General features: G+C 50.8%; 11 protein-coding genes. 7 read left to right on the top strand and 4 right to left on the bottom strand.

The window, feature by feature from the left end; all coding sequences use genetic code 11:
* Positions 1-13 precede the first annotated feature (13 nt).
* Positions 14-1288, top strand: a complete 1275-nt coding sequence (gene kynU, locus K384_RS07745; RefSeq protein ID WP_038031061.1) for a kynureninase — start codon at positions 14-16, stop codon at positions 1286-1288.
* Between the two features lie 551 nt (positions 1289-1839).
* On the opposite strand, the gene K384_RS07755 is transcribed toward kynU, so the two are convergent.
* Positions 1840-2148: a GIY-YIG nuclease family protein gene (locus K384_RS07755; protein WP_038031065.1), complete on the bottom strand. Its 309-nt coding sequence runs from the start codon at positions 2146-2148 to the stop codon at positions 1840-1842.
* A 425-nt stretch (positions 2149-2573) separates the two neighbouring features.
* Here K384_RS07755 and K384_RS07760 point away from each other — a divergent pair, with 425 nt between their 5' ends.
* The 4 genes from K384_RS07760 to K384_RS07775 all read left to right on the top strand — a co-directional run bounded on the left by K384_RS07760 (position 2574) and on the right by K384_RS07775 (position 7517).
* Positions 2574-3971, top strand: a complete 1398-nt coding sequence (locus K384_RS07760; RefSeq protein ID WP_038031067.1) for a LutB/LldF family L-lactate oxidation iron-sulfur protein — start codon at positions 2574-2576, stop codon at positions 3969-3971.
* Positions 3968-6001, top strand: coding sequence for a BatA domain-containing protein (locus K384_RS07765; RefSeq protein ID WP_038031070.1), 2034 nt, complete (start codon positions 3968-3970; stop codon positions 5999-6001). Before K384_RS07760 ends, K384_RS07765 begins: the two co-directional genes overlap by 4 nt.
* The gene (locus K384_RS07770; RefSeq protein WP_038031073.1) at positions 5992-7242 is read left to right on the top strand and encodes a peroxiredoxin family protein; all 1251 of its coding nucleotides are present in this window, start codon (positions 5992-5994) and stop codon (positions 7240-7242) included. The genes K384_RS07765 and K384_RS07770 overlap by 10 nt, the downstream gene beginning before the upstream one ends.
* Before the next feature lie 95 nt (positions 7243-7337).
* On the top strand, positions 7338-7517 hold the full coding sequence (locus K384_RS07775) for a hypothetical protein (protein ID WP_038031075.1): 180 nt from the start codon (positions 7338-7340) through the stop codon (positions 7515-7517).
* Positions 7518-7585: 68 nt separating this feature from the next.
* Here K384_RS07775 and frr read toward each other — a convergent pair whose 3' ends face one another.
* Positions 7586-8149 carry a ribosome recycling factor gene (gene frr, locus K384_RS07780; RefSeq protein WP_038031077.1) on the bottom strand — a complete coding sequence of 188 codons (564 nt, stop codon included), beginning with the start codon at positions 8147-8149 and terminating at the stop codon, positions 7586-7588.
* 33 nt (positions 8150-8182) lie between these two features.
* Positions 8183-8899: a UMP kinase gene (pyrH, locus tag K384_RS07785; protein ID WP_038031079.1), complete on the bottom strand. Its 717-nt coding sequence runs from the start codon at positions 8897-8899 to the stop codon at positions 8183-8185.
* A 151-nt stretch (positions 8900-9050) separates the two neighbouring features.
* Between pyrH and K384_RS07790 the strand changes: the two genes are divergently transcribed.
* Positions 9051-10034: a type IX secretion system membrane protein PorP/SprF gene (locus tag K384_RS07790; protein WP_038031081.1), complete on the top strand. Its 984-nt coding sequence runs from the start codon at positions 9051-9053 to the stop codon at positions 10032-10034.
* A gap of 67 nt (positions 10035-10101) precedes the next feature.
* Positions 10102-11022 carry a hydroxymethylbilane synthase gene (hemC, locus tag K384_RS07795; protein ID WP_038031083.1) on the top strand — a complete coding sequence of 307 codons (921 nt, stop codon included), beginning with the start codon at positions 10102-10104 and terminating at the stop codon, positions 11020-11022.
* Positions 11023-11146: 124 nt separating this feature from the next.
* On the opposite strand, the gene K384_RS07800 is transcribed toward hemC, so the two are convergent.
* A complete protein-coding gene (locus K384_RS07800; RefSeq protein ID WP_038031086.1) occupies positions 11147-13540 on the bottom strand; it encodes an outer membrane beta-barrel protein in 2394 nt (797 codons plus the stop codon).
* Between the last annotated feature and the right edge of the window lie 21 nt (positions 13541-13561).

The following is a 13561-nucleotide window of genomic DNA, read 5'->3' on the forward strand; positions in this document are numbered from 1 at the left end:
TCATAAATCGAATATGAGTCATAGCATATCCTCAATCACCATGGAAGACAGTTTGGAATTTGCACGGCAAATGGACAGCCGGGACCCCTTGCGCCGGTTCAGGGAAGAGTTTCATATTCCACGCCGCGAAGGACAAGAAATCATCTACTTGTGTGGCAATTCGTTGGGGCTGCAGCCCAAGCGGACAGCCCGTGTCATAGAGCAAGAGATGGAACGCTGGCGCACCCTGGCCGTCGACGGGCACTTTGAAGGCGAAACCCGCTGGTTCGACTACCATAAGGCGCTGCAGCCCATGCTTGCCCCCATAGTGGGCGCCCACCCCGATGAAGTCACCATCATGAACAACCTTACGTCCAACCTGCATTTCATGATGGTGTCGTTTTACCGCCCTCAAGGCAAGCGCTTCAAGGTGCTGATGGAGGCGGGCGCCTTCCCCTCGGATCAGTATGCCGTAGAAACACAGGTGCGTTTCCATGGCTACAAGCCCGAAGAAGCCATTGTGGAAGTAGCCCCTCGCGAAGGCGAAACTTTCCTGCGCACCGAAGACATAGAGGCAGCCATACGCCGCGAAGGCGATAGCTTGGCATTGGTGCTCTTCGGCGGCATCAATTACTACACCGGGCAAGTGTTCGATATGGAACGAATTACGGCTGCCGCCCATGAAGCAGGCGCAATGGCAGGCTTCGACCTGGCCCATGCCGTAGGCAACGTGCCTCTCCGCTTACATGACTGGGATGTGGATTTCGCCGTATGGTGCTCTTACAAATATTTGAACTCCAGCCCCGGTGGCGTAGGTGGTGCCTTTGTGCATCGCAAGCATCATCATGCCGATTTGCCCCGCTTTGGCGGCTGGTGGGGACACAACGAAGAAGAGCGCTTCTTGATGAAAAAAGGATTCAAACCCATCACCACTGCCGAGGGATGGCAGGTAGCCAATGAGCCCATTTTACTGATGGCTGCCCATAAGGCTGCTTTGGAAATATTCCAAGAAGCGGGCTTTGAGCACCTGCGCGAAAAAAGCAAAAAACTGACCGATTATCTGCTATTTTTCATAGACAACTACTGCAGCGACAACCTCACGGTACTTACCCCCCGTTCCTACGAAGCCCGGGGCTGTCAAGTGTCGATCTACGTGCACCGCGACGGGAAAAAAGTATTCGATGCGCTGCAGGCCGCCCATATAGTAGGTGACTGGCGTGAACCCAACGTGATACGCTTAGCCCCCGTACCTCTTTATAACACCTTTGAGGAAGTATATCGCGTAGGGCAAGTGCTCAAACAATTTTAGTAGAACATAGCCCCCAAAGCCGGGGGCTTTTTCACTTCTTTTTTTCCCCCTCATTATTTCACGCCCTCCTTCCATTATTTCATTTTTTCCCACTGTCATCTCGAGCATCATCTCCTGTCATTTCGAGCGCAGCGAGAAATCTTTTTTGCTTCTTGCGGCTTGGTTCGACGAGATCTCTCACTCGCTTTGCGAGTTCGAGATGACAAAAAGCAGAAGTAAACTTAACTTGACGAGATGTCTCACTTCGTTCGACACGACAAAAAGACATTTACATCTTCTTTTCATCTTTTAATCCTTCGTTGTTACTTTTTATGCCTTACCTATCATTTCTAAATACCTCTTGTGATTTTGAAATACTCCCTTTACCGCTTCAAGCTTTCCTCTTGCTATTTCGTTCTTCCTTCCTGTCATTTCGAGCGCAAGCGAGAAATCTTTTTTGCTTCTTGCGGCTTGGCTTGATGAGATCTCTCACTCGCTTTGCTCGTTCGAGATGACAAAAGATGCTAATACATCACAAAGCATTGCCAATAGATAGGAATCAGCCTTGTTTATCAAATCTCATCATTTAAAAATCGCCATTCCGGATTAAAAGAGTTAATAAGAGCTTCCTTTTTTGCCCTTCGCCATTTTTTAATCTCTTTTTCACGGGCAATGGCGTGTTCTACGTACTCAAACCTTTCCCAGTAAACCAAAAAGTAAGCATTATATTTCCCGGTAAAATGACTTTTGGTAGTGTAAGCATCCAGCTTATGCTCATAAAGGCGCCTGCGTAAATCGTTCGTAATACCTACATATAAAACTTTCTTGCTTTTGTTCGTGGTAATGTAAACAAAGTAATTGTGGCAACCTAAAGGTTTCATATAAACATGAAAGAAAAAGGCGTTTTTAAGGTCGCTACAAAGAGCAGATACGTGTTGTTCCTATTCCAAGATAATGACTATCATTCTTTTTAAAAAGAAAACGGGTTATTTTGGCATTTTATTTATGCTTGTATCACTCTACTCTTTTGAAGTTCCCTTCTTGTCATTTCGAGCGCAGCGAGAAATCTTTTTTGCTTCTTGCGGCTTGGCTTGATGAGATCTCTCACTTGCTTTGCTCGTTCGAGATGACAAAAAGCAGAAGTAAACTTGACTTGACGAGATGTCTCACTTCGTTCGACACGACAAAAGGCAGAAGCAAACTTGGATTGACGGGATATCTCGCTACACTTCGTTTCACTCGACAGAACGAGACACAAAGAGCTGTTTTATTTTTTAACTTTGTTTTGAAAGTTACTATCACAACTATGAGCAAAACACTCAGCCGCTTCCAAAAAGAAGCCGAAGCCAAGGTATTCGACGAAAAGCACCGCCGGACCATACGCTTCAACATGGGCAAGTATGAGCAAGCCGTGCAAAAGGGCTTGCAGCAATATAAAGACCATGAACTGGCGCGCAGCCGGGCTGCTTACATTAAACAAGAAGCCATTGCCCACCTCGACGACCTCCTGGTGCAGTTTGAACAAAACATCACCAAGCGTGGTGCCAAAGTGCTCTGGGCAGATACCTCAAAAACCGCTCTGCAATATATCGCAGAGATATTCGAGAAGCACCAAGCCAAAGAAGTGGTCAAGTCCAAATCGATGGCTACCGAAGAAATCGGATTAAACGAATTCTTGGAAGCGCGTCAGGTGCATGTATATGAAACCGACTTGGGCGAGTTCATTGTGCAACTGGCAGGGCAAAAACCCTACCATATCGTAACCCCCGCCATGCACATGTCAAAGGAAGACATCAGCCGTTTGTTTTCCGAGAAACTGCATATGGAACCCACCGATGACGCGCAACAGCTCACACATGCCGCACGGCGCCTGCTGCGCGAAAAGTACGTATCGGCCGACGTGGGCGTTACCGGCGCCAATTTCATCATTGCCGATATAGGTGGCATCGCCATCACCGAAAACGAAGGCAATGCCCGCCTGTCGGTTACTTTTCCCAAAGTGCATATTGCCATTGTGGGCTTGGAAAAAGTGCTGCCCCGCCTCGAAGACCTGAGCCTCTTCTGGCCTCTTCTGGCTACCAGCGGCACCGGGCAACACCTGACTGTATATAACAGCGTCATTACCGGACCCCGCCAAAGTAAGGAAAGCGACGGACCCGAAGAAATGTATGTGATTCTGTTGGACAACGGGCGCACCGAACTGCTGGCAGACCCCGCCAAGCGGCAAGCGTTGCACTGTATTCGTTGCGGTGCCTGCCTCAATGCCTGCCCCGTTTACAAAAACATAGGCGGACACACCTACGGCAGCACCTACAGCGGTCCCATAGGCTCGGTGATTACCCCCTACTTCAAAGGCATGAAAGACTACAAGCACCTAAGCTATGCCAGCTCTTTGTGCGGTGCCTGCAGCAGCGTGTGCCCGGTAAAAATAGAAATTCATGACTTGCTTTTGCTCAACCGGAAGAGCGCCGTGGAAAAGAAACTGGTGCCCTTTGCCGAACGCATGGCTTTCAAGTTGTGGAAAAAAGCCATGCTTAACCGCCGGCTCATAGATATGTGGGGCGCCGGCATTAAAAATACCGTATTGCGTCGCGTATTTAAAGACAGCTGGGGGCGCTACCACACCCCCATACAAGTGGCACCACGCTCGTTTAAACAACTGTGGCAAGAACGTATTGCCAATGCTAAAAAGACAAAGGTATGACCTTTTTGAATCCATCTTTTTTGTGGGCTTTCGCCCTGCTGCTTATACCCCTTGCTCTGCATTTGTTTAACCTGCATCGTCCGCGCAAGGTCTATTTCACCAATGTGCGCTACCTGCAGCAGCTCGAAACCCAAACCAAAGCCATGCGCAAACTGCGCGAATGGCTTGTGTTGTTGTGCCGTATGTTTTTTTTGGCAGCCCTTGTGATGGCATTTGCCCGCCCCGTATTGCCCGGCGAATACGCCGAAAGTGGACATGGACAAGCACTTCACAGTTTCTATATCGACAATTCTTACAGCATGCAACGCCCCGGCGTGGGCAGCGACCTCAACCTGCTTACACAAGCGAAGGAACAAGTAACGGCACTCAGCCATAGCCTGAATACCGGAGGGCGTTTTCAACTGTTGAGTAACGCTTTCGACAGCCGTGAAGCCCAAATCTATGAAGCCGATGAGCTGAGCGAAGCACTGGCCGCCATGCGTTTCAGCCTTTACCGCCCTGCGCTTGGTGACGTACTGCGCCGGCAGGAAAAGCTGGCTCGCAAGCGTTTACCTCATGCGCGTGCCCATTTGTTTTTGTTCAGCGACTTTCAAAAAAACAGCGCTGCCTCTCTTTTCAAATATACTTTTCAAAAAGACATACACTACCATTTAGTGCCTTTGCAGGCTGCACCTGTTGCCAATGTCAGCATCGACAGCGTGTGGCTGGGCGCTCCTTTTATTCAGAACAACAGCACCAACACCCTTTACTTCAAACTACGCAACCACAGCAGCCGCGAAGTGCGACAACTGCCCGTGCAGCTTTTTCTACAAGACCGCGCCATAGCCGGCAAAAGCGTGGATTTGGCTGCCGGTGAAAGCCGTACGTTTTCCGTCGAGTTCAGTTCCAACGAAAGTGGCTGGCTGCGCGGCAGGTTGCATATCGAAGACACGCCCATCACCTTCGATAACGACTACTATTTCAGCTACAATGCCCGGCGCCGCCTGCAGGTCTTGTATCTGCATGCCGGCAATGAGCCCAATCCTTATTTGATGGCAGCCTACAATGCCGAGCCACAAATACAGCTGCAACACAAGACATTCAACACACTGAATGAAGATGAGCTGCGCGAGGTTGATTTGCTCATCGTGGAAACCCATGCGAACATGGGCGGAACCCCCATAGAGCGCATCCGCCGCTTTGTGGAAGAGGGGGGCAGCCTGGCACTCATCCCTGCCCAAGGCGCACCGCCGGCTTTCTTGTCATCATGGGGCATTCAGCTGACACAGGCGGCCACACTCCCCCCCGACAGCAGCTTGCAACTGCGCGCCGAAAGCCTGAATCATCCTTTTTTTGAAGGCGTTTTCAGTAAGAAAACCAACAGCACCGTCATGCCTCTTGCACGCCCTCTATGGATATGCAAGGGGGGCGATGCGATTTTGAAAATGCAAAACGGCGAAGCTTTTCTCAGCATGTACCGCCTGCAAAGCGGCAAAGTGTACGTGTTTGCCGCCCCTCTGCAAAGTCAATACACCAGTCTGGTAAAACATGCACTCTTTGTGCCTGTATTGTACCGTATGGCACAAACAGCTCCCCAAAGAGCATTGCTCTATGCCTACCGCAGCAACGAACGCAGCCTGTTGTTGCCTGTGGGCGTGCAGCCGGCAGCCGACCGCCCCCTTAGTTTACGACGCGAACAAGAAGAATGGCTGTTGACCCCGCAATTGCTGGGCAAGCGCTTGCGTATTGACCTGCCCACAGAGAGCCTGCAAGCCGGCTTTTATGCCCTCACCTATGCTGCCGACACCCTGGCATTGGTGGCTTTCAACGTGCCTGCCGAAGAGTCAGACATGGAAACAGTCCCGGCGGACAGCCTCGCAGCACTCGCCGATTCGCTCCCCAATGTGCATGTATATGCCGGCAATGAACAACAAGCCTTGGTGCAGCAATACCGTGCGCAGTTTATTGCCACACCTTTGTGGAAATACTTTATTGTAGCAGCCCTTTTATTTTTGCTTTGTGAAACCTTAATCATCAGACTATGGAAATGACTATAAAAAACATCTTGATGGCGCTAATCGCCGCCACTTTGCTTCTTGCCTGCGACAGCTCACAAGAAAACAGCCCGGAACAAAACCTTGCCGGCACCTGGCGTTTCGTGTTGCACTCCGACGGTGGTGCCATGCCCTTCAACATGGAAGTATTTGAAGAGAACGGGCAGCTCAAGGCTTTCATCCGTAACGGTGAAGAAAAGTTGTTGCTTGACAGCATACAAACCAAAGGCGATTCGGTCATTATGCCGCTGCATATCTTCGATGCAGCCCTTTTGGGCAAACGCCACGGAAGCGACACGCTCGAAGGTCAGTTCGTGAAGTTTTACGCCCCGGATAAAGCGGTGCCTTTCACTGCTGTACGCGGGCAAAACTACCGTTTCTTCCCCGACTCCATGAGCGTGGCTCCTGCTTTTGATTTTTCGGGAAAATGGGAAGTTACCTTTACGGAACCGGATGGCAGCACTTATCCCGCGGTTGGTATCTTCCAACAAAGTGGCAATGCAGTTACGGGCACTTTTCTCACCGAGACCGGCGACTATCGCTATCTGGAAGGCAACGCTGCCGGCAAGGCGCTCTATCTGTCTGCCTTCGACGGCAACCATGCCTTCTTGTTTGTAGCTACCAGCGAAGACGGCACACAGCTGAAAGGCGACTTCTGGTCGGGCAAGGACTACCACGAAACATGGACCGCCATACGCAACGACAGCGCCGCGCTGCGCAACCCCTATGAACTTACCTACCTCAAAGAAGGCTATGACAAAATAGATTTCACTTTGCCCGACTTGGACAGCAACCTGGTGTCGCTTTCCGATCCGCGCTATCAAGGCAAAGTAGTGATTCTGCAACTGTTTGGCTCTTGGTGCCCCAACTGTATGGATGAAACCGCTTTCCTGGCAGACTGGTACCGCAAAAACAAAGACAAGGACATAGCCATTATCGCGCTGGCATTTGAGCGAAAGCCGGATTTTCAATATGCCAAACGGATGGTAGAGCGTGTAAAAAAACGCTTCGGCGCCGACTATGATTTTCTGATTGCAGGCACCAACGACAAAGGCGAAGCCGCACGCGTGCTGCCCATGCTTAACCATGTGATGTCGTTTCCTACTACCATCTTCATAGACAAGCAGGGCAAGGTAAGAAAAATACACACCGGATTTTACGGACCCGGCACCGGCGAATATTACGAGCGCTGGCGCGAAGAATTTAATGCTACAATTTCAGAACTTTTAAATGAATAATTTCGTAAAAAAAGTATCCGGCAAGCGGTTACTTTTGAGCTGCTATTACGTCTTAATACATAAACAACCCTAAATCACTTTAAAACTATACACTTATGGAAAGAAGTAATAAGTCTGCTCAAAATGACCGTAATATTGAAGAATTGCAAGAAAGCATTATAGAGTTGGTACGTGCATGCAGAAACAAAGAGCTTCTGGAGCAACTGCTCGAGCAGCTGCTGCCACAACTGGATGTTGCTGCTTCGTCGCAGCCCAGCCGGCGGTGGCACGCTTAACCCTCAACGGGCTTAAGCACAAAAGGGACGGCTAAACCGTCCCTTTGCTTTTTTCAAGGCAGTGCGCCCTACACCTTCATGATTTCCTGCTCTTTCTTCTCAAACAGCTCATCCAGTTTAGCTACATATTTGTCGGTGAGCTTTTGCACTTCCTCCTCACCACGCTTGATAGAGTCTTCGGGGATGCCTTCTTCTTTCAGTTTCTTGATGCTGTTGTTGGCTTCTTTGCGTATGTTACGCACACTGATTTTACCTTCTTCTATTTCCTGCTTCACTTGTTTTACCAGCTGCTTGCGGCGCTCTTCTGTCAGAGGGGGGAAAGCCAGGATGATGCTCTCGCCGTTATTTTGAGGATTCACGCCCAAGTCGCTGGCTTGAATGGCTTTTTCTATATCGTTGATAAGCCCTTTTTCAAAAGGACGTATGCTGAGTGTGCGTCCATCCAAACTGTTGACGTTTGCCACTTGCGTTAAAGGCACCTGTGCACCGTAATATTCCACGGTAATGCCTTCCAAGAATTCGGGCGTTACACGCCCCGCTCTGATTTTGCTTACTATGTCTTGGGTGTGGTCCAGCGCTTTCTTCATGCGCTCTTCTGCATCTTGCAGATACATTAAAATCTCTTCTTCCATAGGATTGTCGTTTTTTTAAACTAAAAACATTGATTATGAATCGGATGAAATGAGCGTGCCTATGTCTTCGCCTTGCACCAAACGGTAAAGATTGCCCGGCTTGTTCATATCAAACACAATGATGGGCAAGTTGTTTTCTTTACACAGGGTAAAGGCCGTCAAATCCATTACACTCAAACCGCGGGCATATACTTCTTCGAAAGTGATGGAAGTAAAACGCACAGCGGTCAGGTCTTTTTTCGGGTCGGCAGAATAAACGCCATCTACCTTGGTGCCTTTCAGTACCACATCGGCTTCTATTTCAATGGCACGCAAGCTGGCTGCCGAATCGGTGGTAAAATAAGGGTTGCCCGTTCCGGCGGCAAAGATAACCACGCGTCCTTTTTCAAGATGGCGAATGGCACGACGGCGGATAAAAGGCTCGCAGACCTGCTCCATACGAATGCCCGACATCAGACGCGTATAAACGCCCTGCTTTTCAATGGCGCTTTGCAGTGCCATGCCATTGATGACGGTTGCCAGCATGCCCATGTAGTCGCCCTGCACTCTGTCTATGCCCGAACGCTCCGCTTCGCTTCCTCTGTAAATGTTGCCTCCGCCTATGACAATAGCCACCTGCACCCCACTTTCTACCACACGTTTAATTTCTTTGGCGTATTGCTCCAAGCGCTCCGGATTGATAATATACTGCGGGTCGTCGCCGCTTAAGGCTTCGCCGCTAAGCTTCAGCAGAATGCGTTTATATTTCATTGAGAATCAATTTAGGATAGGACACTGCCGGCAAATATACATCAAGCCCAAGTATTTAGCAATAAAGGTCCGGTGGATTGCCCCGGCTTTTTCAAAAAATGTAACTTGTGGTGCCGGCACTTCGTGAAGGAAGAATAGCAATATCAGACCTATGCCCAAACGATTATTGATTTTGTTTTTGTGTTGGATAGCCGCTGCCCCTTGCCGGGCACAGTACACGGCTTTTTCTTATCCGTGGCAGGCAAGCCTGTGGCACAACCCCGCAGCCGCAGCCGGCACGCATGCCCACCATGCACAGATGAGCTACCGCCACCGTGCCCCGCGCCTTGAAGGCGGCATTGCCGGCATGTATGTGCAGTATGCGCACACCTGGCAACAGGCACGCACTGCCTTGGGCAGCTGGGCAATGCTCGAACAGGCCGGTAGCGGGCGCTTCCGCCAACAAGCCGTGGCACTGTCGCTTACTCACTTTGTGCCCTTGCACAAAAGTGTCATTTGGCGGCTGTCGCTTGAAGGCAGTTATTTACAGCAAACGCATGGTTTCGGGCAATACACCTTCGGCGACCAACTATCGATATGGGGCAATACGGGGCAGGCTTCTGCCGAAAGCTTTCCCGATGAGCGTTTGCACGCATGGAACCTGCACGCCGCCACCTTGTTGCACACGCCTTCGTTCTGGATAGGTGCTTCGGCGCGCTATCTAAACCAAGCCTTATTGCGGGGCAGTGGCGCTGCCTACCGGCTGCCTGTTTACTGGCAGGCACAAGCAGGGGCACGCCTCGACCTGCCCGCCTACCGCCGCACAGCGGCACTGTTGCCTTGGGCAAGCTATCGCCGCTATGCTGCCTATCAAAGCCTGGACGTGGGCATTTGGGGCATGCTCTCGCCTTTGCAAGCAGGAATTAGTGTGGAATCGCTGCCCATAGACGGCGGCAACGACAGCCGCTTGTTTCTTCATGCCGGTATCGACTATGAAGGGTACCGTTTCATTTATAGCTTCGGCAGCCCTGTGGGCGCGCAAGCGCTTGCCGGGCACGTGCACGAAATAGGGTTTAGTGTCCGGTTTGGTGAAAGTGCCCGCCGCAGTTACTCCCGCAGCCCGCTGCCCCGCTTGCCCTATGAGCCCTCACCCTGATGCTTGTCATTTCGCTTTTTGCAGGGGCTTTCGTAGCTTTGGCAGAAAGAAAGCAAACGTCATACTCATGGGGGACACCATACGCATAGGCACGCGCCGCAGCCAATTGGCACTGTGGCAAGCCGAACACGTAGCGCAGCTGCTGCGTCAAAAAGGGGTACAAGCCGAATTGGTTGCCATCGAAACCAAAGGGGATAAGATTCTGGACCGCTCTCTGTCGAAGATAGGCAGCAAAGGCGTGTTTACCGAAGAGCTGGAAGCCATGCTGCGCAGCGGCGACATACACCTTGCCGTACACAGTGCCAAAGATGTGCCCTCTACCCTTCCCGACGATTTGGAACTGATTGCCTTCAGTGAACGGGAAACTGCTTATGATGTGCTCGTCAGCCGGCAGAAAAACCTTTCTTTACAAACTCCTTTGCGTGTAGGCACCTCTTCCACACGCCGCCGGGCGCTCATCCGCCGCTTTTTTCCTCATTGGGAAGTAGTGGATATACGCGGCAACTTGCAAACCCGCCTCCGCAAGATGGATGAAGGCTTGTGTGATGCCCTCTTGTTGGCTTATGCCGGTGTGCATCGCATGGGCTATGATACGCTCATTGTGCACCGCTTCGACCTTGAAACATTCACCCCGCCCGTGGGGCAAGGGGCACTGGCAATAGAAGCCCACAAAGAGCTGGCGCCTGCCCTACGCCAAGTGGTCATAGAAGCGGTCAACCATGCGCCCACTGCCCACTGTTTGCATGCCGAACGTGCTTTCCTTGCCCGCTTGCAAGGCGGCTGCAGTGTGCCTGTCTTCGGGCATGCATTTCACGAAGGCGGGCAAGTCACATTGTTGGGCGGCATTGTAAGCCTCGACGGGCAAAAACTCATACAAGACCGGATAGCCGTAGGCAATGCCCCCGCCGAAGCGGGCACCCTGTTGGCAGAACGCCTGCTGCAAGCCGGTGCCGGTGATATACTCAAAGAAATCAAAGCGCAGTTGTAAGGCTATACTCCGGCTTTTGTTTTTTGATACATTTACAATGTTTCCACTCTTTTGCTCATAAACGAAGAAAGCAGGTACTCCGCAATAGGATACCTGCTTTCATTACCCACTATGCGTGGGGGTCTTACTTACCCATACGCTGCTCTATATCGCCCCTATCCAAACGACTGTCTTGCGAGTTGGCAATGCGGCTGCCAAAAGTGTAGCGCACCCGCAGTTGCACATAACGGGCATCTTGATACATAGTTTGCTCGGTTATTCTTGAATACATATTCGTTTCCAAGCGGTATATATAGTTCCTTCCGAGGTCGTCGGAAGTCAGGCTCAGCGTCCAATCCCCAAAGCGGTAGTTAACGTCCACATAGAAATAAAAGAGCGGTGATATCTGTATGTTCATTTGGTTAAACGGTCCTCTCAGACCGGCTCCCATATCCACACTCAACACCTTGCCCTCTTTTTGAACAGGCACCAAAGTAAGCGTGCCCGATGTGTTCCAGGTAAAATTGAGGGCATCCGAAATGATGCTCTTGTAGGCACTGTAGGGTAAATATTGAAAAAACGCACCTGCTGCATAGAGCTTAAGTTGCCCCCGCCCTTGCCAAAAGCTTTCGGTATAGTCACCGAAAATAGCCCACATATGATAATCTGCGGCATTCAGGCGCTTAAAGGCATTGTTGCCCTGCTCGTCTTCCAGTAGCATCTGTGCACTTTTCCGCCCCTCGTATTTCCACAAAAGCCCTAAAACAATTTTTTGCCGGATGACATGTGACAAAGTATTGCTTATACTATAAGAAGGCTGCAGAAAGGGATTGTTTTCTATGTAATAGTTAGGCGCTGAGTAGAAACGATAGGGGTTCAACTCCCAGAAGGCAGGGCGCTGAACGCTGCCCCGGCTCTGCAGTTGCCATATATGATTTTCGTTTTGCACAAACAAGACGCTCACATCCGGCAGCGGGTTGAAGTACGTATTTTCGAACTTGCGCATGCCATCCAAAAAACCTTCATTGAAGGTGCTCTCCACGCGCAAGCCCACTTTCGACTGCCAGCGCTCCGACCACTGCTTCTGCCACCCGATGTAAGGCGTTACGTAATACTCCCGGTAGTCGTAAACAAAGGTGTTTTCCGGCTCAGGCACATAGCCCGATTGCGCCCACTGCCACCAACGCGTATCATTTCCGTTCACCGCATAAGCCCCGTAAACACCTGCCATCAATACACTTTTTTCCGACAAGGGGCGTTGGTAATCCACTTTATTGTATATGCTGCGTATGGTTTGAACCACATACTGACGCCGGCGTTCGTCATCGTTGCCCAAATAATCCTCATAATTCATGATGCCTTCGTTTTCGCTTTTGTAGTAGCTGAAAGCGGTATTCAGCGTAAGCTTTCCTTCGCCCACAGGCTGCTCGTAGAACACGCCCAAGGTTCCCGCTCCTTCACGCTCCAGTTTGGAATTGTCTTGCTTGCCCAGGGCTACGGTCTGCACGCCATTGCCTGTATATACTTCTTGCCGGAAATTGTTCAACTCCCGGGAAGGTGCGCCCCGGTTGGTTCTATAATTTCCGGACGCCTGCACCTCCCACACCTGCCCCGAGGGCTTGCTATGAGAAGCTATCCAAGTAAGCGAAGTGCCAAGTCCCCTTCTATTTATCCATCGTGTATCGTTATAAGAAGCAGCACTTCCATCCTGCTCCATGATATTGTCCTTGCCAATATGGTACTGTATATCATTGCCGGCATAAAACATCAAGGTAGAGTTCCATTTCCCTTGTTTTGCCCAAGTAATGTCGCCGCCTTGCGAATTGAAGGTTCTCTGCATTGTCCATGCATTCAAATAATAGCGGGAATATAAGCCCCCCTTGCGCAAATATATTTTTACAATAGCCACGTCGCCTTGTTCATCATACTCGGCACCGGGATTCAGCACCAGCTCCACACGCTCAATCTCCTCGGCAGGCAGGCTCTCCAGCAAGGCTTTTATCTGCTCCTCCGATAAGAACGAGCGCCGGCCGTTCAGATAATACACCGTCCGTCCTTTGCCCACCACCTCCGGCAAGCCGTCTGCCTTCCTGCGCAGCATGGGTAACCGTGCCAATGCCTGTTGGGTGGTCAGCCCTTTCAAAGCTTCGGTATTTGCCCAGCTCATGTTCATGCCGTCGGCTGTCGGCGTTATCAAAGGCTTGGAGGCAGTGATTTCCACCCCTTCCAGCTGCATGCCCGCTTTCATGCGCACTTCCACCCGGAGGGCTCCGCTGATTTCTATTTTCTGATAGTAGTCTTCATAACCCACGTAGCTCACGGACAGATGATAGACACCCGGCTGAGGTACCTGCAGCTGAAAGCATCCTCGCTCATCGGCTGCCGTCGATAAATTCACCGCTGCCGAGTCGGTCAACTGCACCGTAGCATAGGGCAAGCCGCCCTCTTCGTCTTGCACGCAGCCCGACAACTGCCATTGTGCCCAAAGGTTCCGTAGTGGCAGAACCGCAAATACAAGAAGTAAAAGCGTCTTTTTCATAGTTTTTTGTTTTGCGTTTAA

It is taken from the genome of Thermonema rossianum DSM 10300 (assembly GCF_000426825.1).
GTDB lineage: Bacteria > Bacteroidota > Bacteroidia > Cytophagales > Thermonemataceae > Thermonema > Thermonema rossianum.

What these genes read in the sequence shown, in the direction of transcription:
- frr (WP_038031077.1), bottom strand. Translation starts at nt 8,149, where the DNA reads ATGGAAGAAGAGATTTTAATGTATCTGCAAGATGCAGAAGAGCGCATG.
- K384_RS07755 (WP_038031065.1), bottom strand. Translation starts at nt 2,148, where the DNA reads ATGAAACCTTTAGGTTGCCACAATTACTTTGTTTACATTACCACGAAC.
- hemC (WP_038031083.1), top strand. Translation starts at nt 10,102, where the DNA reads ATGGGGGACACCATACGCATAGGCACGCGCCGCAGCCAATTGGCACTG.
- K384_RS07775 (WP_038031075.1), top strand. Translation starts at nt 7,338, where the DNA reads ATGGAAAGAAGTAATAAGTCTGCTCAAAATGACCGTAATATTGAAGAA.
- K384_RS07760 (WP_038031067.1), top strand. Translation starts at nt 2,574, where the DNA reads ATGAGCAAAACACTCAGCCGCTTCCAAAAAGAAGCCGAAGCCAAGGTA.
- pyrH (WP_038031079.1), bottom strand. Translation starts at nt 8,899, where the DNA reads ATGAAATATAAACGCATTCTGCTGAAGCTTAGCGGCGAAGCCTTAAGC.
- K384_RS07790 (WP_038031081.1), top strand. Translation starts at nt 9,051, where the DNA reads ATGCCCAAACGATTATTGATTTTGTTTTTGTGTTGGATAGCCGCTGCC.
- kynU (WP_038031061.1), top strand. Translation starts at nt 14, where the DNA reads ATGAGTCATAGCATATCCTCAATCACCATGGAAGACAGTTTGGAATTT.
- K384_RS07765 (WP_038031070.1), top strand. Translation starts at nt 3,968, where the DNA reads ATGACCTTTTTGAATCCATCTTTTTTGTGGGCTTTCGCCCTGCTGCTT.
- K384_RS07800 (WP_038031086.1), bottom strand. Translation starts at nt 13,540, where the DNA reads ATGAAAAAGACGCTTTTACTTCTTGTATTTGCGGTTCTGCCACTACGG.
- K384_RS07770 (WP_038031073.1), top strand. Translation starts at nt 5,992, where the DNA reads ATGGAAATGACTATAAAAAACATCTTGATGGCGCTAATCGCCGCCACT.